Origin of the sequence: Paenisporosarcina quisquiliarum, assembly GCF_043641925.1 — a bacterium.
GTDB lineage: Bacteria > Bacillota > Bacilli > Bacillales_A > Planococcaceae > Paenisporosarcina > Paenisporosarcina quisquiliarum_A.
In genome coordinates, this window is the sequence record NZ_JBHZRU010000004.1 from 54,359 (window position 1) to 74,202 (window position 19,844).

At 37.5% G+C, this 19,844-nt stretch carries 24 protein-coding genes and 1 other annotated feature; of the genes, 18 read left to right on the forward strand and 6 right to left on the reverse strand.

Annotation, left to right across the window (positions count from 1 at the left end; genetic code table 11):
* Positions 1-118 precede the first annotated feature (118 nt).
* The gene (locus ACHUE4_RS04355; RefSeq protein ID WP_394188160.1) at positions 119-616 is read left to right on the forward strand and encodes a GNAT family N-acetyltransferase; all 498 of its coding nucleotides are present in this window, start codon (positions 119-121) and stop codon (positions 614-616) included.
* 49 nt (positions 617-665) lie between these two features.
* Here ACHUE4_RS04355 and ACHUE4_RS04360 read toward each other — a convergent pair whose 3' ends face one another.
* The 3 genes from ACHUE4_RS04360 to ACHUE4_RS04370 are packed head-to-tail and all read right to left on the reverse strand — an operon-like array spanning position 666 to position 2,421.
* Entirely contained in the window at positions 666-869 is a 204-nt protein-coding gene (locus tag ACHUE4_RS04360) for a 2-hydroxymuconate tautomerase family protein (RefSeq protein ID WP_394188161.1), read from the reverse strand.
* A gap of 12 nt (positions 870-881) precedes the next feature.
* Positions 882-1,253, reverse strand: coding sequence for a VOC family protein (locus tag ACHUE4_RS04365; RefSeq protein ID WP_394188162.1), 372 nt, complete (start codon positions 1,251-1,253; stop codon positions 882-884).
* On the reverse strand, positions 1,231-2,421 hold the full coding sequence (locus ACHUE4_RS04370; protein WP_394188163.1) for a YbfB/YjiJ family MFS transporter: 1,191 nt from the start codon (positions 2,419-2,421) through the stop codon (positions 1,231-1,233). Before ACHUE4_RS04370 ends, ACHUE4_RS04365 begins: the two co-directional genes overlap by 23 nt.
* Before the next feature lie 125 nt (positions 2,422-2,546).
* Here ACHUE4_RS04370 and ACHUE4_RS04375 point away from each other — a divergent pair, with 125 nt between their 5' ends.
* The 3 genes from ACHUE4_RS04375 (at position 2,547) to ACHUE4_RS04385 (ending at position 4,847) form a co-directional block, all read left to right on the forward strand.
* Positions 2,547-3,062 (forward strand): TraR/DksA C4-type zinc finger protein, encoded by a 516-nt coding sequence (locus tag ACHUE4_RS04375; protein WP_394188164.1) that lies wholly within the window; start codon positions 2,547-2,549, stop codon positions 3,060-3,062.
* Between the two features lie 143 nt (positions 3,063-3,205).
* Positions 3,206-3,595 (forward strand): NUDIX hydrolase, encoded by a 390-nt coding sequence (locus ACHUE4_RS04380; protein ID WP_394188165.1) that lies wholly within the window; start codon positions 3,206-3,208, stop codon positions 3,593-3,595.
* Between the two features lie 178 nt (positions 3,596-3,773).
* Positions 3,774-4,847, forward strand: a complete 1,074-nt coding sequence (locus ACHUE4_RS04385; protein WP_394188166.1) for an ATP-binding protein — start codon at positions 3,774-3,776, stop codon at positions 4,845-4,847.
* Positions 4,848-4,967: 120 nt separating this feature from the next.
* Here ACHUE4_RS04385 and ACHUE4_RS04390 read toward each other — a convergent pair whose 3' ends face one another.
* On the reverse strand, positions 4,968-5,417 hold the full coding sequence (locus tag ACHUE4_RS04390) for an OsmC family protein (protein ID WP_394188167.1): 450 nt from the start codon (positions 5,415-5,417) through the stop codon (positions 4,968-4,970).
* A gap of 177 nt (positions 5,418-5,594) precedes the next feature.
* Between ACHUE4_RS04390 and ACHUE4_RS04395 the strand changes: the two genes are divergently transcribed.
* The 11 genes from ACHUE4_RS04395 to ACHUE4_RS04445 all read left to right on the forward strand — a co-directional run bounded on the left by ACHUE4_RS04395 (position 5,595) and on the right by ACHUE4_RS04445 (position 14,979).
* Entirely contained in the window at positions 5,595-6,449 is an 855-nt protein-coding gene (locus ACHUE4_RS04395) for a GAF domain-containing protein (protein WP_394188168.1), read from the forward strand.
* Positions 6,450-6,838: 389 nt separating this feature from the next.
* Complete coding sequence (locus tag ACHUE4_RS04400; protein ID WP_394188169.1) at positions 6,839-7,639, forward strand: protein phosphatase 2C domain-containing protein; 801 nt, start codon at positions 6,839-6,841, stop codon at positions 7,637-7,639.
* A gap of 167 nt (positions 7,640-7,806) precedes the next feature.
* Complete coding sequence (locus ACHUE4_RS04405) at positions 7,807-8,568, forward strand: 3D domain-containing protein (RefSeq protein ID WP_394188170.1); 762 nt, start codon at positions 7,807-7,809, stop codon at positions 8,566-8,568.
* Positions 8,569-8,843: 275 nt separating this feature from the next.
* Positions 8,844-9,488, forward strand: a complete 645-nt coding sequence (locus ACHUE4_RS04410; RefSeq protein WP_394188171.1) for a YIP1 family protein — start codon at positions 8,844-8,846, stop codon at positions 9,486-9,488.
* 260 nt (positions 9,489-9,748) lie between these two features.
* Positions 9,749-9,943 carry a YwbE family protein gene (locus tag ACHUE4_RS04415; protein WP_394188172.1) on the forward strand — a complete coding sequence of 65 codons (195 nt, stop codon included), beginning with the start codon at positions 9,749-9,751 and terminating at the stop codon, positions 9,941-9,943.
* Between the two features lie 25 nt (positions 9,944-9,968).
* On the forward strand, positions 9,969-10,361 hold the full coding sequence (locus ACHUE4_RS04420) for a nucleoside 2-deoxyribosyltransferase (RefSeq protein ID WP_394188173.1): 393 nt from the start codon (positions 9,969-9,971) through the stop codon (positions 10,359-10,361).
* Positions 10,362-10,372: 11 nt separating this feature from the next.
* Positions 10,373-11,065, forward strand: coding sequence for a Type 1 glutamine amidotransferase-like domain-containing protein (locus ACHUE4_RS04425; protein ID WP_394188174.1), 693 nt, complete (start codon positions 10,373-10,375; stop codon positions 11,063-11,065).
* Positions 11,066-11,081: 16 nt separating this feature from the next.
* On the forward strand, positions 11,082-11,684 hold the full coding sequence (locus ACHUE4_RS04430; protein ID WP_394188175.1) for an FMN-binding negative transcriptional regulator: 603 nt from the start codon (positions 11,082-11,084) through the stop codon (positions 11,682-11,684).
* 27 nt (positions 11,685-11,711) lie between these two features.
* Positions 11,712-12,215: a GNAT family N-acetyltransferase gene (locus tag ACHUE4_RS04435; RefSeq protein ID WP_394188176.1), complete on the forward strand. Its 504-nt coding sequence runs from the start codon at positions 11,712-11,714 to the stop codon at positions 12,213-12,215.
* A gap of 32 nt (positions 12,216-12,247) precedes the next feature.
* On the forward strand, positions 12,248-13,192 hold the full coding sequence (locus ACHUE4_RS04440; RefSeq protein WP_394188177.1) for a dipeptidase: 945 nt from the start codon (positions 12,248-12,250) through the stop codon (positions 13,190-13,192).
* Between the two features lie 119 nt (positions 13,193-13,311).
* Positions 13,312-14,979 carry a hypothetical protein gene (locus ACHUE4_RS04445; protein WP_394188178.1) on the forward strand — a complete coding sequence of 556 codons (1,668 nt, stop codon included), beginning with the start codon at positions 13,312-13,314 and terminating at the stop codon, positions 14,977-14,979.
* A 40-nt stretch (positions 14,980-15,019) separates the two neighbouring features.
* On the opposite strand, the gene ACHUE4_RS04450 is transcribed toward ACHUE4_RS04445, so the two are convergent.
* The gene (locus tag ACHUE4_RS04450) at positions 15,020-15,961 is read right to left on the reverse strand and encodes a 3-hydroxyacyl-CoA dehydrogenase NAD-binding domain-containing protein (RefSeq protein WP_394188179.1); all 942 of its coding nucleotides are present in this window, start codon (positions 15,959-15,961) and stop codon (positions 15,020-15,022) included.
* A 206-nt stretch (positions 15,962-16,167) separates the two neighbouring features.
* Between ACHUE4_RS04450 and ACHUE4_RS04455 the strand changes: the two genes are divergently transcribed.
* The gene (locus ACHUE4_RS04455) at positions 16,168-16,902 is read left to right on the forward strand and encodes a glucose 1-dehydrogenase (RefSeq protein ID WP_394188180.1); all 735 of its coding nucleotides are present in this window, start codon (positions 16,168-16,170) and stop codon (positions 16,900-16,902) included.
* A gap of 11 nt (positions 16,903-16,913) precedes the next feature.
* Positions 16,914-17,339, forward strand: a complete 426-nt coding sequence (locus ACHUE4_RS04460) for an NUDIX hydrolase (protein ID WP_394188181.1) — start codon at positions 16,914-16,916, stop codon at positions 17,337-17,339.
* A 174-nt stretch (positions 17,340-17,513) separates the two neighbouring features.
* On the opposite strand, the gene proS is transcribed toward ACHUE4_RS04460, so the two are convergent.
* A complete protein-coding gene (proS, locus tag ACHUE4_RS04465) occupies positions 17,514-18,944 on the reverse strand; it encodes a proline--tRNA ligase (protein WP_394188182.1) in 1,431 nt (476 codons plus the stop codon).
* A 119-nt stretch (positions 18,945-19,063) separates the two neighbouring features.
* Positions 19,064-19,268: a binding site (T-box leader), on the reverse strand.
* A 106-nt stretch (positions 19,269-19,374) separates the two neighbouring features.
* On the opposite strand from proS, the gene ACHUE4_RS04470 reads away from it, so the two are divergent.
* A complete protein-coding gene (locus ACHUE4_RS04470) occupies positions 19,375-19,842 on the forward strand; it encodes a hypothetical protein (protein WP_394188183.1) in 468 nt (155 codons plus the stop codon).
* Positions 19,843-19,844: the final 2 nt, after the last annotated feature.

Genomic DNA, 19,844 nt, shown 5'->3' on the forward strand with positions numbered 1-19,844 from the left:
TTATACGCTAATCGTTTGCATAATGCAACTATATTTCCAATAAAATTTTTTATTATGATTTCTCGAAATTCTTACATACCGTTTAACACTAAAAAAACTAAGAAAAGAGATGAAAAATATGACAGCGAATATTAGATCCATGACTCCTTCAGACTGGCCATCAGTAAAAGAAATTTACGAAGAAGGGATTCGTTCGAAAAACGCAACGTTTGAAACACAAGCTCCTTCATATGAAAAGTGGATGGAAACATCTCATCCAAACTGTCATTTGGTTATTGAAACAGATGGGGAAGTCGTCGCTTTTGCTAAAGTGCTCTACACTTCCGCGCGTCCCGTATATGCTGGTGTAGGTGAAGTTAGCATCTATGTGCATCCAAAAGCGAAGGGCAAAGGGATCGGTAAAAAACTATTAATTGAATTGATTCGCGTTTCAGAGAAAGAGGGATTTTGGACATTAAAAGCTGTTATCTTCCCAGAGAATGAAGCCAGTATACAATTACACAAATCCTGTGGTTTTCGTTTAGTAGGGATACACGAGCGGATGGGCAAAATGGATGGAGTGTGGAGAGATAACGTTCTTTTAGAAAAGCGAAGTGAGATTGTAGGAACGGTTTAAATGCTGAGTGAAAACTGAAAAAGAAAAATCCCGTCTGTAAAACGGGATTTTACTTCTCTTCTTTTCTTCGATTGGTTACGGATTTTCCGCCAATACCCCAATTATCAGTATCGACTTCATCTATAACGACGACTGTTGTTTCTGGGTTTTTATTTAATACATCAACCAGCAATTGTGTCACGCCTTGAATTAACTGTTCCTTTTTTTCTGGAGTGACTTGTTCATTTGTGATTTTTATATTTACATAAGGCAATCTAATTCCTCCTTATTTTTCAACCCATTCTAAAAACTCTAATCGATTTCCAAAAGGGTCGTGAAGATAAAAACGTTTGGCTCCTGGTAGTTTGTGATCGACTTGTATTTCAAGCCCTTTTTCTTGAAGGAACGAAGAAAACTCTTCAATCTGATTCACTTCAAAAGCAGGATGGGCTTTTTTTGCAGGGACGAATGTGTTTTCAACACCAACATGAATATCAACGTGTCCGTTAGAAAACCAAACCCCACCATTTTTCTTTAATTCCTCCGGTTTTTCGACTTCTTCTAATGCCAAAATACCTTGAAAAAATTCTCGTGCTTGATCTTCACTTCCAACAGGTGCAGCAAGTTGAATATGATCAATTCGTTTGATGTACGTCATGTTCTTGTTCAATCCTTTCCTGTTTAACTAAAGGCAATAAGAAAAACGCGCCAATCATAACAAAAGCAGATGCTCCTAATAATGCCCATGTATAGCTTTCTGTTTCCGTGGTTAAAATTCCTGCAACAGATGGGCCAATCATTTGACCAAGCGCATAGATAGTGGTCATAATGGCGATGGTTTTAGCGCTATTAAGTGGGTTTTTATTCCGAGCAAAAGCAGTGGCTAATGTCGTAACACCCATAAATGTTGCACCAAATAATACGGCACTCAAATAAAAGCTGAGTGAAGAATCAGATAAGGCCGGTAAAGCGATTCCAATGGATTGAATGATTAAAAGTATCATGAGTGACAGCATATAGCCGAATCTATGACCAAAATACGCCCAAACAACACACGACGGGATGGCAGCCAGTCCTACTAACACCCACACATTTGTTGCGTTGCCACTAAAAGCTGGAGTCTGATCAGCAATTGCAACGATGAATGTTCCTGTCACAATATAGCCGAGACCTTCTAAACCATATGAAGCGAGTAGCCAAGGTAGCCACTTAGGTGCTTTAAACGTTTTTACAGGAACCAACGTTTCTCCAGACGAATGTATAGTTTTGTCTTCTGTTACTGTTGAAAATACGATAATTGCAAGAACACTAGCGACTAAGGCTAGTCCAATCCAGGCACCTTCATAATTGAATGTTTCAATTAGTATGGGTACAAGTAAACCAGAAACAAAAATACCAAGACCAACCCCGCCATACATGACGCCGACCCATCCGAGTTTCCGTTGTTTTGCTAACTGATCTAGAATAAGACTAGATGCCAAAACAAATACGAAAGCGCTCATAATGCCAGATAAAAATCGCCAAATCATCCATGAGGTATGGCTATATGTAAGACCCATTAATAAGGTCAATAAAATACTGATGATGATGCTAAATCGTAAATATATAGCTCGATTCCGTTTTAAAGGAACTATAGAGGCAATAATGGCGCCAATTAAATAGCCCGCATAATTACTTGAAGCTAAGAATCCTGCAAATTGCGTCGTGAAACCAGCTTCTTTTTGCATATAGGGTAATATCGGTGTGTAAGCAAAACGACCAATGCTCATGGCAATAAAAAGAGCAAAAACGCCGCCAATAACAAGTGTATAGGGATTTTTTGACACAAGCGTTCCTCCTCAAGTTCCTCTATTCATCATACATCTTTAAGCAGAATTTTGAAAAGAAGGTTTGATTTCTTCGATAAAGGAAATAGATAGGGAAAGCGAAAAGAACCTGGAGGAACAAAATAATGAGACAAAAACAATTAAACAAACTAAAAGAACAATTAACAAAAGAACTTGAAGATGTGAAAGGTCGTTTACATACTGACAAGCATTTAGAAACGACGGAGTTATCGAATTACGACAACCATCCGGCCGATAATGCAACTGATTTAACGGATCAAAACACAGAAATGGCAATTGAACAACATAAAGTCGATGAAATTGAACAACTTGAATCGGCATTAAAAGCTATGGAAGAAGGCACTTATGGTAAATGTGAAGTATGTGGTGAGGAGATTCCAATCGAACGTTTAGAAGCACTTCCAATGGCACGTACTTGTATCGAACACGCAAATCATGACTTCGATACAGACAGTCGCCCATCTGAAGAAGCGATTCTCGGTTCGTCGACTGAACACCCAGTAAAAGATGAGGGTGGTGTCCGTGATTATGAGGACAGCTTTGAAGACGTAGAAAAATTCGGATCATCAGACACTCCGCAAGACGTTGATAAAGATAATCAAAAAGATTTGTACAAATAATGCAGAAAAGCGAGGACCAAATTAGGTCTTCGCTTTTTTTTGAATTTTTTTTTGAATACATGTAACGTTTTATTGGAGAAATACGTCTCACTATGAAGTGAGCATAGTGAGAACCGCCAAATAGAAAGACTGGACGTGGATATATGAGAAAAAGAAGTGGGGCAATTATAGAACTAGATGGAAAGATTGCCTTAATAAAGAGGGTTAGAAATAACCATGAATATTATGTTATTCCAGGTGGGGGAATTGAAGAAGGAGAAACGCCAGAAGACGCAGCTATTCGTGAAGTAAAAGAAGAGCTAGGAATTGATATCGAAATTGAAAAGCTCCTAACAACTCTAACATTTAATAATAAACTTCAGTATTATTTTCGTGCAAATTACATAAAAGGTGAGTTCGGTACAGGCGATGGAGAAGAATTTTTACAAACAAACATAGATAGAGGAACCTATACGCCGATATTGGTAGAAAAGGATAATTTAAGACTATACGATATACGCCCTTTAGAAATATTAGACATTATTTATGACTAAAGGCTAAAAATCATTAAATAAATATTTCCAAAATGGTACTTATCGGTTACAATAGCATTAATTATATTAAATTAATTGAATTTTCTCATTTTAGTTATTTCAATATATCTACTATAATGTCCATGGAATTTTTCTACTCTACTTTATTAGGGAATTGGTTAGAGATCGGAGATGTCTAATGAATCAACTGGTTGAAAAGAACACGTCAAATGATATGTTGCAAAATGATTTGTTGTATGCCCGAATAATTGAGTATTCCGTTGAAACTGTCATCATTCACTCAGATTATAAAATACTATATATTAATCAATCAGGAGCGAATCTTCTGAAAGGAAATAAAGAGGATTTAATTGGGATGAATGTATTGTCGGTCTTTCGAGAAGAGAGCAAAGAAAAGATCAAACATCGCATTGCAAATGGAATGCTAGATCAAAGTCCTTCAGATTTAGTTGAGGAAACCATTTTCTGTTCTGATGGAACCTCAGTGGAAATTGAATTGTATTGTCATCCCATTCAATTTGGTGGTCGAAAATGCATTCAAACTGTCCTACGTGACATTTCTACGCGTAAAGAAGCTGAAAGACTTTTAAATGACCGAGAAAAATTAGTTTCCATTGGTCAAATTGCAGCTGGAATAGCGCATGAAGTACGTAATCCACTTACTGCTGTTAAAGGGTTTTTGCAATTGTTAAAAGAAAGTAGCTCTCATCCTTATTTAACGACAATGGAAATCGAGCTTGAAAAGGCAATTGACACCTTGCAGAATTTGCTTCAAGTTTCAAAGCCAGACTTATATGCAGAACCTATTACGAGAATCAATTTATGTAAAGAATTAACATCATTGATGTTTTTATTTCAAGATAAGTTATATAACATTGAAGTTGAATTGGATTTGAGAGATTCAGATCAGTGTATTTATGGAAAGAGGAATCTGTTTTTAAAAGCATTTTTTAATTTAATCAAAAATGCATTAGAAGCAATGCCTTCTGAAGGAAAGATTAGAATCGAACATTTTTATAAAGATAACTCTGTCTATGTGAAAATTATTGATACTGGCATAGGCGTTCATAAAGATAAGCTCAAGTTATTAGGAACACCATTTTATTCAAGTAAGTCTGATGGGACTGGGTTAGGTTTAACACAAGTGTTTACCACGATTAATGACCATGGTGGTCATATTCAAGTGCAGAGTGAATTAGGAATAGGGACCACATTTAATGTTCAACTGCCGATTCAAGCGGACACAGTTTGAATGAGTTAGTAGATAAAGAGGTGTTCTAAAAGTCTTTTGATGACTTTTAGAACACCTCTTTATTATGTCTAAAAAGACGTGGATGGATTTGAAGCTTTGAATAATACAGGGGATTGATAGTCATGAATCAATGAGAATATCTGCTTGCAAATCAATTTCAACATTACCGTTTAGAGCTCTACTAATCATGCAGGAAGATTCAGCCTTTTCAGCAAGTCGTTGTGCCAGTGATAAATCTTTAATGGATGCATCAGAATTTAAAACAATTTTTGGACGATGAATTATTTTTTTATAGGTAATTACCCCATTTGTGACATCCACAATTCCTTCAGAATCCATAGATAAACTTACTTTAGGAAGTTTGCTTCTCTCCATCATGGCAGCTAGTGTAATAATATAACAGGTAGCCGCTGCTCCAAGAAGCATTTCATCTGGGTTCGTACCTATCCCAGGTCCATCCATTTCAGGAGGAATTGAAACCTTTGTTTGTAAGTTTTTAGTTTCGATGGTTCCGACATCATTGCGTAGACCAGGCCAATCTGCTTTTAAATAAAAACTATGTAATGCCATACTAGGCCACCTCTTTTCTAAATTAGTGTAAATGATTTGCGCAAAAAATAGCAGAATAATGATTTTAAATTGCGACGATGAAAGATTTATTATGCTCAGGAAGGCTTTAATTTAAGAGAATCTGAAATTAATGGTACACTCTTAATACACACTTTATTGATTCAAGGGGATGGAGACATGGATGAGCGATTATTAGCCATAAAAGGGAAAACGTATAAGAACTTTGACGAAGCTGCTCAGAGTATTTTACATGTCATGAGTAATATCATTGATATGAATACCCTGTTTATTGCTAGAAATGATACGAAAACGAATAGAATTATAAAAGCGGTTAATGTAAATGAAACCCTAATCAATGAAGGTGACGAACTTCCCTTTAATGATACTTATTGTAAGTTGAGTGTCGACCAGGGGAAAGAGGTTTTATTGATTGAAGATATCACGCAAAATCCAAAATCTCTGCAACTAGCTGTGACGGAGAATTTAGGGAGCGGTTCATTTATCGGCATTCCAATCTATTATGAAAATGGAGAAAATTACGGGACGATTTGTGGACTCGATACTAAAACGATGGAATTCACAGATAAGCAAATAGCAGTTTTTGAAACGATGGCTTCGATCCTAACTTATGTACTGGAATTAGATCGAGCGAATCAGCATATTCAGACACTATCAGCACCACTTGTCCCTGTTACGAAAGGCGTTGCGATTTTACCAATAATCGGTGAAATCACTGCTCAACGAGCAGAAAACATTATCCATACTGCATTACATAAAAGTCAACAATACGATTTGGACTACTTAATCGTCGATTTATCTGCCGTTACCCAAATTAATCAAACCGTAAGTGGTGCCTTATTAAAACTAGTAAATATTTTAGGAATCATTGGTGTGAAGCCGATTGTCACTGGTTTTCAACCGAGTATGGCCATGAATGCTATACAAGTGCATGCCGATTTGAAAGATATCATGATTGAGTCAACTCTAGAAAGAGCCTTACAAAGAATTGGGTTTATCCTAGAAAGAGAATAGAAGAACTTGAGACCGCTGTCCAAATGGATTGGCGGTTTTTTATATTGTCCCAGCCTCTCTTTGTGAGTTTCGATGTCGAATTACACCTCAGTTAGAATAATTGCAATCTTGGTTAGAATTATCGAGGTTTCAGTTAGAATTTTGACGATCTCAGTTAGAAAAACAGCCATCTCAGTTGTAATTGTAAATGGCTTACGCCAACAGGAAAGGCTGCCGAAGCGAAGCGGGCAGCACCAATCCATGTTTTAAGATCTTAATTGCCCCGCCGCTAGCGCTTGGCGGGTGTTACTGTTTTGGTGAATCGTCGTTTAGAGTGGATTTTGAAATCACTACATAAATGGGGAAAGGTTATACTATAAGCATGATCAGATAATATGGAGGGGTTCAAGATGTTAAGCACGTATAGCTGGGTTGGGAGCTGGGTGGATTATGTGGATGAAAAAAAGACAATTCAAATCGAGCATCTTATAGCAGGACATTTTGGGGGATGTTCAACGGCAGGTCAATACAAAAATGAAGATGGATGTTTGGTTTTCTTAAATACGCAAGAAGACTGGGAGTTTACTATTTTACTAGATGCACATAATACGGCAGAAAGTGCTGAACTTGTGGTAGCCACATTTTTAGACGAAGAGAAAAGAATTCGTGAAATTATGTCAAAGTCTTTATCTGTAGCCTTTCAAGAAATTGAAGATCTTGTGCTCAATATTTTAAATAAAAAAGAATTCAAAAAAGACTGTGCTGCCTTGACTGGTGAAACTGCGGCGCTGTTTGTCGGTCGAAAAGGAAAGTATGCGTGGTGGTTATCGGTTGGGGATTGTCTATTGTACGTCTTACATCCAGAACTAAATGCGCTAGGTGAAGTTCAACTGAACCAACGAAGTTTCTATGAATGGATAGGGCAAGTAAATACATTTGATTTGCCAGTTCCTTCTTATAGTAGAGGGATTAAAGAATTGAGAACGGGGGTTAATCACATTCTCTTGACCACGGACGGTTTAATTGAGTGTCCGAATGAACCGTTTAACAATCCAACTGCAATCTTTCAAGAATTCAAAGGATGCTCGATTGAAGAGGGCGTGCAACAGTTGTTGATTGAAATTGAAAATAACCATGTACGAGATAGCACGACGATTCTATCATGGCAGATACATATTTCAGAAACAGCAACTAAGCCTAGTAATGCGTAAGCCCTTACTTAGAAGAAGTAAATGGGTATTTATGTATATATTACATATATAACAGAATGTCGAATCCTGTCATGTAATTGATAACTCCTACACATGACCTTGCAATCGTTCTGACATGTCAGGGTGGTATGCTTATGGTCGTTAGTGAAAAGGAGGAAATTATTCACATGAAAAAGAAAATCGTTACACTAACTGCAATTGCAGCATTATCAGTAGGAGCGGCGGGACAAGCATCCGCATCTAGCGTTCATACGGTACAATCAGGAGATACATTATGGTCGATTTCACAAGACAATAATGTTAGCGTGTCAGACTTACAAGAATGGAACGAATTAGATTCAACTCTTATATATCCATCGCAAGAGCTTAAAGTTGAAGATATCATCAACACTTACACAGTTGTTCAAGGTGATACACTTTATAAAATTGCAACAGATCACAATATGTCAGTTAATGAGTTGAAAAACTTAAATAACTTATCTAGTGATTTAATTCATCCTGGTGATGAGTTCATTCTTGATGGGAAAAAAGTAGCTTCGGCAAGTGTCGCAACCAACACTTCGCAAGCATCTACACCTACTAAATCCACAACAAGTACTACTCAAACAGCGGCAGTAGCAGCGCAAACTGCATCTTCTGCTAAAGAGATGACTGTTACAGCAACAGCATATACAGCTTATTGTGCTGGATGTTCTGGAGTAACAGCAACAGGAATTGATTTACGTTCAAACCCAAACCAAAAAGTAATCGCAGTGGATCCTTCAGTGATTCCATTAGGTTCACGAGTATGGGTTGAAGGTTATGGAGAAGCAATCGCCGGTGATACTGGTGGAGCTATCAAAGGTAATATCATTGACGTATTCATTCCAAGTCAACAAGATGCTCTAAACTGGGGTAGAAAAACAGTTACAATTAAAATTTTAGATTAATAGAGTAAAAGATGAGCCTTGTGCTCATCTTTTTTTGTGTTTTACATATGGTTAAGGAGCTTGTTTTCTAACTATGGTCTTCCTATTTTTACCGAATAAGTATAGGATTAGATGAGTGAATTTTACATCTTTACTATTAGTATGAGAATCTCAAACTTTATTAAAAGGGTGAGTGTGGAGACTTACCGCTTTTTTCGTGGACGTGTAGTTTCTCATTAAAAAGATGTGTTAAATTCACTTTTGAACCGTATACATAGTTATTGGAGGGGATTAAAATGCAACAACCGACGTACATTCATGAAAATGAAAAGCTGAACCCGTTTTTTTCAATTTGGCTTTCAACGAGAAAGACCATCCGCTATGTTCTTGAGAATAAATCATTAAAATATGCACTCATTATCGCTGCAATTGCAGGTATACCGAATGGATTTAATGCTCTCGGAGAGTTAAGTTCTACTCTTAATTTTCAGTTAGGGGTCCTAATTTTAGCATCTTTAGTGATTGGTCCATTTTTAAGTTTACTTGGAGTTGGATTATCTTCACTTATCTTTACGTTTGTTGGGAAATGGATGGGGGGAGTAGGGACATTTGGAGAAATGGCGAAAGCGATGGGAGTAGTAACGATTCCAGCGATTTGGCTATCCCCATACTTCATTCTTTCTTCCGTTATCACCTACAATGGGAATCAAGTAGATCCTCTAAGCGGTATTAGTGCCTCAATGATTATATGGATGATTTTCTCAGCCCTTATTATGATCATTTATTCTATATGGATGATTGTCATACAGAGTCAATCGATAGGAGAGGTGCATCAGTTCTCAAGTTGGAGAGGATTCGCAACCCTTATGATTCCGGCTATAGTGTTCTTTATCATTGGGATTATATTCGTTATGATGTTTTTCGCAGCCATTGTCATTTAATTATGAAAAAAACGCTAGTTCACGAGATTTCACTCGTTGAGCTAGCGTTTTCAATTTTTGGACTGTTACCGATATCACATCTCTATACAAGCTCTATATCAACGGACATTATTAACTATATTTACAGCGTCATCTATTGATTGAAAATGAGGTGGTGTAAAAAAACCGCTTAGTTACTTGAAAGTCTAGAAGTGTGCATCACTTTGGTGCACGCTTTGTCTATTCTAATGGTAAGATTAGTACAAGAAAGGATGATGAATATGGCAAACGGACAAAATCGTGCAGATGTAAAACCAGGAATAGAAGTATATGTGATTTTAAAGAAAGACCAACGTACTGGTATGAAAACGAAAGGCGTCGTCAAAGATTTGTTAACAAATTCTCAGAGTCATCCTCATGGAATTAAAGTACGGCTAGAAGATGGACAAGTTGGACGAGTTTGTGAGATTCTCTAACGTTTAGAATGAAAGTGGGATGTATATGAAGTTTTATGTCGCATCGAGTTTTCAAAATATAAATCAAGTTCGTACCCTTACAAACAGACTTACACAAATGGGGTGGCAGCTAACATATGACTGGACTTTGAATGAGCGAGTGGATTCAGCTGAGGAATTACAAAGAATTGGCTTACTCGAAAAAGCTGCAATTGAAGATTCGGAATTGGTTCTCATTGTTTTACCGGGCGGAAAAGGAACGCACGTAGAACTCGGACTTGCTATTGCAGGTAAGAAGAAGATTATTCTTTATGCACCGGATTGTGAAATGATGGATATTGAATTTTCAACCACATTTTATCATTTACCAGAAATCGAAAAGTGTTTTGGATCTATAGAGATGTGTATAGATAAAGTAAAGTTCATATTTCCAAGCTAGGAGGAATGTAAATGAGACAGGTTATTGCTTTAGGTGGTGGCGGTTTCTCAATGGAACCAGAAAATCCTTTATTGGATCGATATATTTTGAGTCAAAGTAAGAGTGATAAACCAAAGATTTGCTTTATTGGAACTGCTAGTGGAGACGCTGAAGGATACATTGAACGGTTTTATCACGCATTTCGAGGAGAGAATTGTGAACCAACTCATTTGTCATTATTTAAACCTCATACACGAGACATTAAAAGTTTCGTGATGGAACAAGACATTCTTTATGTTGGTGGGGGAAATACAAAAAATTTGATGGCGTTATGGCGTGAATGGGAATTAGACGTCATTATTCGCCAAGCGTATGATAACGGAACTATTTTAGCGGGATTGAGTGCGGGTTCACTTTGTTGGTTTGAAGAAGGGATTACCGATTCATATGGCACAGGTCTCGAACCAATCGCTTGTCTAGGGATTCTTCGAGGCAGTCACAGTCCACATTATGACGGCGAAGAAGATCGTCGTCCTTCGTATCAGGCATTTATTCGTGATGGGAAGATTAGTAGCGGATATGCAGCAGACGATGGAGCCGCACTTCATTTCATCGATGAAGAATTGCATACAGTTGTAAGCTCACGACCAGAAGCGGCAGGATATCGAGTGGATACAGAAAAAGAAACAAAACTTTCAACGAGTTATTTAGGTACTGAGGATTAAGAAATGAGGTTTTGCAATGTATATTCCTCCTTATTTTAAAATAACGGAGCGTAAGGACATGGAAGAGATAATTCATGAATTTGGCTTCGCTACTCTTTTCTCTATAAATGAGGGTGAACCTTGTGCAACGCAATTGCCTTTTTTATTAACCAATGACGGACATCATTTAGTGGGGCATTTCGCTAAAGGTAATCCACAATGGAAGGACCTTGATGGCGAGTCAGTACTCGTCGTTTTTCAAGGTCCACATTGTTATATCTCGCCTTCTTGGTACGAAACTCAAAATACCGTACCCACATGGAATTATGTTACGGTTCATGTGAAAGGGAAGGTTCATATAATGAATGAAGAGGATCCGCGTCTTTGGCAATCAATGGTCGATTTAACGTTAAAATACGAGGATCAAACGAGTAATTATACGTTAAATGATGTAGAAAATGATATGATTGCAAACCTTTCAAAAGGTGTTGTGGGCTTTACGATTTCCATTGATCAGATGGAGGGAAAAGCGAAGTTGAGCCAAAATCATTCGAAAGAACGACGGGAGCGGGTAATAACCGCCTTACATAATACGGGTAAACCCCAAGAACAATCGATTGCCAAGTGGATGGAACGATAATCGTACGTTCATTAAAGGAGCATTAGCATGGAGATACGAAAATTAACAGGGGACGATGCGTCAGAGTACTGGCGATTACGTTTAGAAGCTCTACAACAAAATCCAGAAGCGTTTGCAACAACTTATGTTGACGCAATGGCTCGCGTGAATCCATTAATTCGAGTAGCCAAAAATTTAGACTCAAAAGAGAGTGCGACAATCGGAGCTTTCATTGGTGAAGAACTTGTTGGAACAATGACAGTCTCTGCAGAACAAGCATCAAAGTTAAAACATCGAATCAATCTACTTGCTGTTTATGTAACGCCTAAGGTTCGTGGTCAAAAAGTGGGGACAAAATTATTACAAAACGTAATTTCTTTTGCTAAACAATGGTCAGGTATAGAAAAAATCAATCTAACAGTCGTTTCTTCTAATGAACCAGCTATTCGACTGTATAAACAATTAGGGTTCGTATCTTTTGGGGTTGAACAGAATGCAATGAAATCAGGTTCGAGGTACGTTGATGAAGTGTATATGCATCTTCTATTCTAACGAGATTGATAAAAATACTTTGGAGGAATGAAATGAACGTAATCGATTTACATTGTGACGTCTTATATAAATTATCGATCATGGATGAACCTGTGTCATTTCATAACGATCCTTCCCTTCAAGCGAATAAAGAGAGACTTCTAGCCGGTAAAGTAAATGTCCAGTTTTTTGCTATTTTTGTTGCGGCAGACTTGTCTCCTGCAAAGAAATTCATGTCGGCGATTAGACAAATAGAGTTATTTCACTCTCATATTCTTGCACCAAATCCTGATATCATTCATATAACAGATTGGTCACAACTCGATCAACTGGGTGAACAAGAAATTGGTGCAGTCCTCACAATTGAAGGTGTCGATATGATTGGTGAAAGTCTTGAAAAGTTAGAGCTTTTATTGGATGCAGGCGTAAAACTTGTTGGTCTAACATGGAACCAAGTGAATGCAGTAGCACATGGAGCCGACGAACCTTCCCATTTAGGATTAACTCCATTTGGTCATGAAGTAGTAAAATTGTTAAACAATCGAAACATTATTGTCGACGTATCTCATTTAAATGAACAGTCTTTTTGGGATGTATTAAAGGAAGCGAAACATGTCATAGCCAGTCATTCGAATGCTCGTAGTCTATGTAATCATCCTCGCAATTTAACGGATGACCAAGCGAAGGCTTTAGTTGGCAAAGGTGGACATATTCATCTTGTGTACTATCCTTTGTTCATTAAAAAAGAAGTGAAATCCGTTACCATTGAAGATTTCATGCATCATTTTGTGCATTTGGCGAAAATCGTTGGTGTTGAACATCTTGGATTAGGGTCAGACTTTGATGGAATATCTGTATTTATTGAAGATTTGCAAGATGCGAGTAAAACACAACGTGTCATCAATGCTTTAAAAGATCACTTTGAAGATCATCAAATCCGAGGAATTGCAGCAAATAATTTTAAAAACTACATTCAACAAGTGATTGCTACTAGCTAGCGATCACTTTTTATTTTTTGTGTTTATGTGGGAAAGTAATGATTTCGAACGGGGATCTGAAACTTTTTACGGGCGAAACCGTAAGTAATATTAGTACACCTAAGAAATGAGGAATTCATATGGGATTAACCCTACTTTATAGTGTTGCCATAGCAGTAGTTGCGACTTTACTAATTGTGCCACTGACGTTGCCAACAGAAAAGAAAAAAGGAATTGTAGCAGGATTAATTGGCACCGCTATCGTATTAGCGATTGTTATATTTTTGTTTTACTACGTAACTAATATAGATCGGAATTTAACAGCTCTATGGCCACTTGCCATTTTAGCTACTGGCCTCGGTGCCTTTATATCTAAAAGGAAAGAACAACTTGTCAAAGGCGTTCTATTTATTGCGGCTCTCGCGTTTGGAGCATATATATTAAGTGCTGTTTTATTTAATGCGAATGAAAAATTCGATTCAGCAGTTATGGATCAAGAAGTAGAGATTGAAGCATTTGACGAAACAAAAACACCGGCAAGTGTACCACCGCAATTTGCGCGTAATAAAATGAAAAAAGCATTCGGTCAAGTGCCGAATACGAGTTATTACGAGTTGGGAAGACTACAAATTCAAAAAGTGAATGAAGAATTTGTTTACATTGCACCTGTCGAATTCTCAGGTTTCTTTAAATGGATGAATGGAGATACGACACCAGGATATTTTACAATGAGTGCAACAGATTCTTCAGACAATCCAAAGTTTAAGGATGCTGAAATGACGTATACACCTTCTTCATTCTTTCATAAGAATGTAGCACGTCATTTACGTTTAGAATTACCTGAAACTATTTTTTATGGAGATATGCAATTGGAAATAGATGATGAAGGTAAGCCACATTATATTCGTTCATATGGTAAATTTATTTCTGCACGAAATGGCTTTGAAGTGACTGGAGTAGCGGTGGTAAATCCACAATCTGGTGATGTGAAATCTTATTCATTGAAAGAAGTTCCTTCGTTTATCGATGGAGCCGTATCCCCTGAAGTAGTGAGTGTACAAAATTCTTATTTTGGTAATTATGTACATGGTTTTTGGAATAGTTTATTTGGTAAGAAGGATGTCAAAATCCCGTCAGATGAGGGAACAGAATCGAATGTCAGCCCAATTTTCAACGAAGAAGGTTCTATGTTTTACTTCACTGATTTTACGAGTCCAAAAGAAGGTGTAGATTCTATGCTTGGCTATTCCTTAACTGATGCTAGAACTGGAGAAGCCATTTATTATACAGGTAATTTAGAAGACTCTTATATGGATTCTTCTGGAGCTTTGCAAATCGTTGAGAAAAAATTCATTGAGAAAAAATGGTTTGGTGAAATGCCGATTCTATATAACTTCTATGGAGAGGCAAGCTGGTTAACACCTGTACTTGATGCAAATGGGTTTTTGCAAAACTACTTTATTGTATCTGCAGCTAATCCTGAAATTTCTACTTATGGAAATACGCCTAATGAAGCCTTGAAGCTATATAAGACGGCTTTGCAACGGGGTGGAAGTAGTGTCGATGGAAGTTCAAGTGCTGAGGAAGCAACAGCGAATGGAACGATTGATCGTGTTTACAAAGAACGTGTTGGAGATTTCACGATTGTTTCCTTCCGCTTAACGGATGGAACAAACTATATTGTTTCAACGGAAGTTGCACCTTATGCAATTTATTTAGAAGTAAAAGATGTCGTCAATGTCACATATTTAAATACAGGTGAATTGTTCTTGCCTGTCAAAGAATTAACGATAAATGGATTAGAATAAACAAAGGCTGTCTCCCATATTTGGAGACAGCCTTTCTATGTTAATTGCGTGTTTTTAAGATGGCCATTTGCTTTTGATCACGTGTTTTTGCGAGTTCATCAATAGATGAAGCTCCATAAGAAGCGCGTGATTTTTGTGCTAAACGTTGAATCGTTTCTTCATTTAACATTAAATCACCTTGCGCAGCCCAGCTTTTCTCCATCGTTGGTCCAAGATGGCGCATGAAAGCTTCCATTCCGCCTTGCCCACCACCTAAATGCATGCCAAGCATCGGTCCGGAAGCTGCCCATCTCAACCCTATCGAATCTTTGACGATTTCATCAACATCTTCCATTGCAACGACACCTTCATCCACCAAGTACAAGGCTTCTCTCAACATAGCAAACTGTAACCGATTGGCCACGAAACCGAACACTTCCTTTTGTATAAGTTGCGGAGCTTTTCCAAGTGCAACATAAAATGCCATGGAGTCTTTAATAGCTTCTTTAGATGTGAATGAACCCGGTACCACTTCTACTAAGGGCATGACTAATGGTGGGTTAAATGGGTGACCGATTAGCATTCTACTTTTGTCTTTCATTTTGGCAGTAATCTCACTTGCGGGTAATGTGGATGATGAAGACATTAATAGGGCGTGTGGGCCAATATACGTTTCTATTTCGGCAAAGAGTTGTTGTTTGAGTTCAAGTTTTTCTGGTCCGTTTTCTTGAATGAATGAGGTACCTTCTACAGCAAATTGAAGGTCACTAGTTAAAGTCAATTTCTCCATAAATCCCGTTGAAGGTAATCCTAACAAGTCTAATGTTGACCCAATCGATTGAAAATGTTGGTCAACCACTTCTTGTAAATCACTTCTCGGATCATATAATCGGACGGTTAAACCGTGTGCTAGGAATAAGGTAGCCCACGAAAGACCAATAGTTCCAGCCCCTATAACTGTGACTGGATTAAATCGTTCTAAATCAGCATGAAGTTTAGTCATGATTGATCCTCCTAAGTTTTTCTGAATTAATGGTATCATAAGGAAAGAAGATGTGTGAATTTTGTCATACAGATAGGGTGGTTATAATGGTTGGTTTTGGTGGAGTACCAGAATGGTTTTATATTATTGCATTTGCGGTTGTTATCATTATCATTGTCGTGAATGAATGGTGGACTCGATAGGGTTAATTTTAGGGAGGTTTCGGAATGGTACAAGCACAGGTTGTTATTGTTACGGGAGCATCTCAAGGCATTGGTCGCGGTATAGCTGAAGCTTATATCGCAAAAGGTGCCCAAGTTGTTCTCGCAGATATGAATGAAAAACTTGGAACAGAAATTAGTGAACAATTGGTCGGAAGTCTATTTATTAAAACAGATGTACGAAAAGAATCAGATATAAAAAAATTAATGACAGAAACAGTTAAACAGTTTGGTCGAATTGATATCGTCATTAATAATGCAGGGAAGAGTGAGTTTAAAAACTTGTTTGACCTATCATTAGATGAGTGGACTGACGTAATCAACACCAACTTAACAAGTGTTTTCTTGTGTTCACGGGAAGCTGCTGTATATATGCGCAAACAAGAAAGTGGCGGGTCCATCGTCAATATTGCTTCAACAAGAGCAATGATGTCTGAACCCAATTCGGAAGCGTATGCGGCTTCAAAGGGTGGAATTGTAGCAATCACGCATGCACTTGCTACCTCACTTGCAGAACATCGAATTACTGTGAATGCGATCTCACCCGGCTGGATTGAAACGACAGCTTATAATGATTTACGTGATATTGATCATGAACAACATTTATCTAAACGTGTTGGTAAACCATCGGATATTGCAAAGGCTTGTTTGTATTTAACTGATCCCCAAAACGATTTTGTGACAGGGATTAATCTCGTAGTTGATGGCGGGATGACTCGGAAAATGATTTATGAACATTAAGGAGGTTTACGATGTTTCATTGGAAAGGTGCCGCAGGCGTCTGTATAAATGAGCAAAATCAAGTGTTAATGGTTCTTCAAGCTGGTGAAGACGAAGAAGCTAAATGGAGTGTTCCATCAGGTGGAATTGAAGGAAATGAGACATTTGAAGAATGTTGTGTTCGAGAAATGGAAGAGGAAACAGGCTTACAAGTTGAAGTCGTTTCTAAAATTTATGATAAAAAAGGTTCTCTTGACCAACATGCAATTACCTTTGAGTTACGCTATTTTCAAGTGAAAATCATACAAGGTGAATTAACCGTGCAAGATCCAGATGAACTTATTTTAGAAGTTGCGTGGAAATCAATAGATGAATTAGATGCTTTACCGATGACCTATCCCGATGATACAGAGTTTTTAAAAAAATTATTAAATGGTGCAACAACTAATTCTCATTGATATTTCAGAAGTATTTTTTCTAATATGGAGATTAATTCGTTGAGCACACCAACCCTTTATTACACAAATTGAACTTAAAGTATTAAAGAAATAGGGGATTCCCAAAAGTGTGTAAGATGACTTTCGGAATCCCCTTTTTTATATCGAATTAAAAGTAAGTCTTCACGTTAGTGATTAATATGCTTTTGCCCAGTAAACCATTTCTGTTGCTGATTTATCACAACATACGCAGGTTTCACTAAGTCTTTCCTGTTCAAAAGGAATACATCGTGATGTGGCAGTCGTTTCTTCCTTAATGAAATTTTCACATGCAACATCACCACACCACATAGCTTTTATAAAGCCCTGCTTTTTATTTAAATGGTCTTTAAATTCGTCGAAAGAAGTAGCTATAGATGTATTTTCTTCACGATGATCCAATGCTTTTTCTAATAAATCTTGTTGTATCTCTTCTAACAGCGAAGGGATTTTTGTTTGTAATTCATCAGTTGAAACCATGATTTTTTCTCCAGTATCTCGGCGGACCAGGACAACTTGACCTTTCTCAATGTCTTTTGGTCCAACCTCTAATCGAACTGGAATGCCTTTCATTTCATACTCGTTGAATTTCCACCCTGGTTTTTTATCACTTCCATCAATTCCTACTCGTGCAACATGCTGTAAACTGTCTTTTAACGAATATGCATAATCCAAAACACCATCTTTGTGTTGAGCAATCGGCACAATCATTACTTGAGTTGGAGCGATTTTTGGTGGCATTACTAAACCGCGGTCATCGCCATGAACCATTATTACTGCTCCAATAATACGAGTCGTAAAACCCCAAGATGTTTGGTGAACATATTGTTGTTTGCCTTCTTTGTCTAGATATTTGATGTCAAACGCACGTGCGAATCCATCTCCGAAATTGTGAGAAGTTCCTGATTGCAAAGCTTTCCCATCATGCATTAAAGTCTCGATCGTATAAGTCGATTTAGCACCGGAGAATTTCTCTTTCTCTGTCTTTTTCCCCTTAACGACTGGAATCGCTAACCATTCTTCACACAACGCTGCATATTCATCTAGCATACGTAATGTTTCTAGTTGAGCTTCTTCTTCAGTGGCATGAGCGGTATGTCCCTCTTGCCATAAAAATTCAAGCGTACGTAAGAATGGACGCGTCGTTTTTTCCCAACGAACCACATTCGACCACTGGTTATAAAGCTTTGGTAAATCTCGGTAAGAATGAATGATGTTGCTGAAATGCTCACAAAATAATACTTCAGATGTTGGACGTACACATAAACGTTCAGCAAGTTTCTCGTCGCCTCCATGCGTAACCCAAGCAACCTCAGGAGCAAAACCGTCAACATGATCTTTCTCTTTTTGTAATAAAGATTCTGGTATGAAAAGGGGCATATAAACATTCTCATGACCCGTCGCCTTAATGCGTCCATCCAAAGCATTTTTAACATTGTCCCAAATGGCATAACCATAAGGTCGAATAATCATTGATCCACGAACCGTAGAATAATCCGCTAATTCAGCCTTTGTTACTACATCTGTAAACCATTGGGCAAAATCATCATCCATTGCAGTAATACTTTTCACGAACTCTTTTGACATAGAAAACACCTCTTTCTTAGAATAGCTCCGTTTTGTTTTTACAAAAATTGAAGTAGACGGTGGCGTAAAACAAACCAAAAATTTTGCCAAACCGTTAAAATAAAAAAGCCTTGCTACAAACAAGGGACCAATTTCACATGGCGGTACCACCCTCATTTGAAGCAAAGCTTCACACTCTTACATGATAACGACTGTCGCCGCGACTATCTTTCGACATCGAACTCAAAGGCAGGTTCAAGAGCTGGTTTTTAGGAGTCTTTCACCACACAACTCCCTCTCTAAAAAAACACATTCATCTTTACTAGTCCTTATCAACGTTTAAAACTATATTTGTGTGATTATAGCCGGTAATGTTTCATACTGTCAATTAATTTTTTGAAGTCTGATGTGATATAATTACCCAAAGATACATTATGAAAAGAGGCGCATTATGCTAACATTTGAAGAAAAAACAGCAATTATAGAATCATTTCCTGAACTAACTAAAAAAGACGTTTCCCTAAAACGTGTGAATTATCATTTTGAGGGAAGTCTGTATGATAAAAAAACAGTTATTTATCATCTACATCCAAATGGCAATGGTTTTGTGTTTGTTGGAGATTTAAAGAAATACAATGCGGATAATAAGGGCATGCTGAACATTCGTGAAGCATCTGAAGAAGAACTTCGTGAGATGGTTAAAGATTCAATTGGCATTCTTTCTGAGGAAGAAGTCTTTGAAGAAGAGACGGTAGAAGAACAAGTATGGAATAACAGAGAAGGACAAGAATTGAAGCTTATACACGAAGATACACTTTGGAACATCTACCATGGCATCAATTTAGAAGAGAGCTATGAATCATATGATGAAGCTGAAGAGTATTTGTTAGGCGAAGGGTTCCGCACTTCATCTAAATGAAT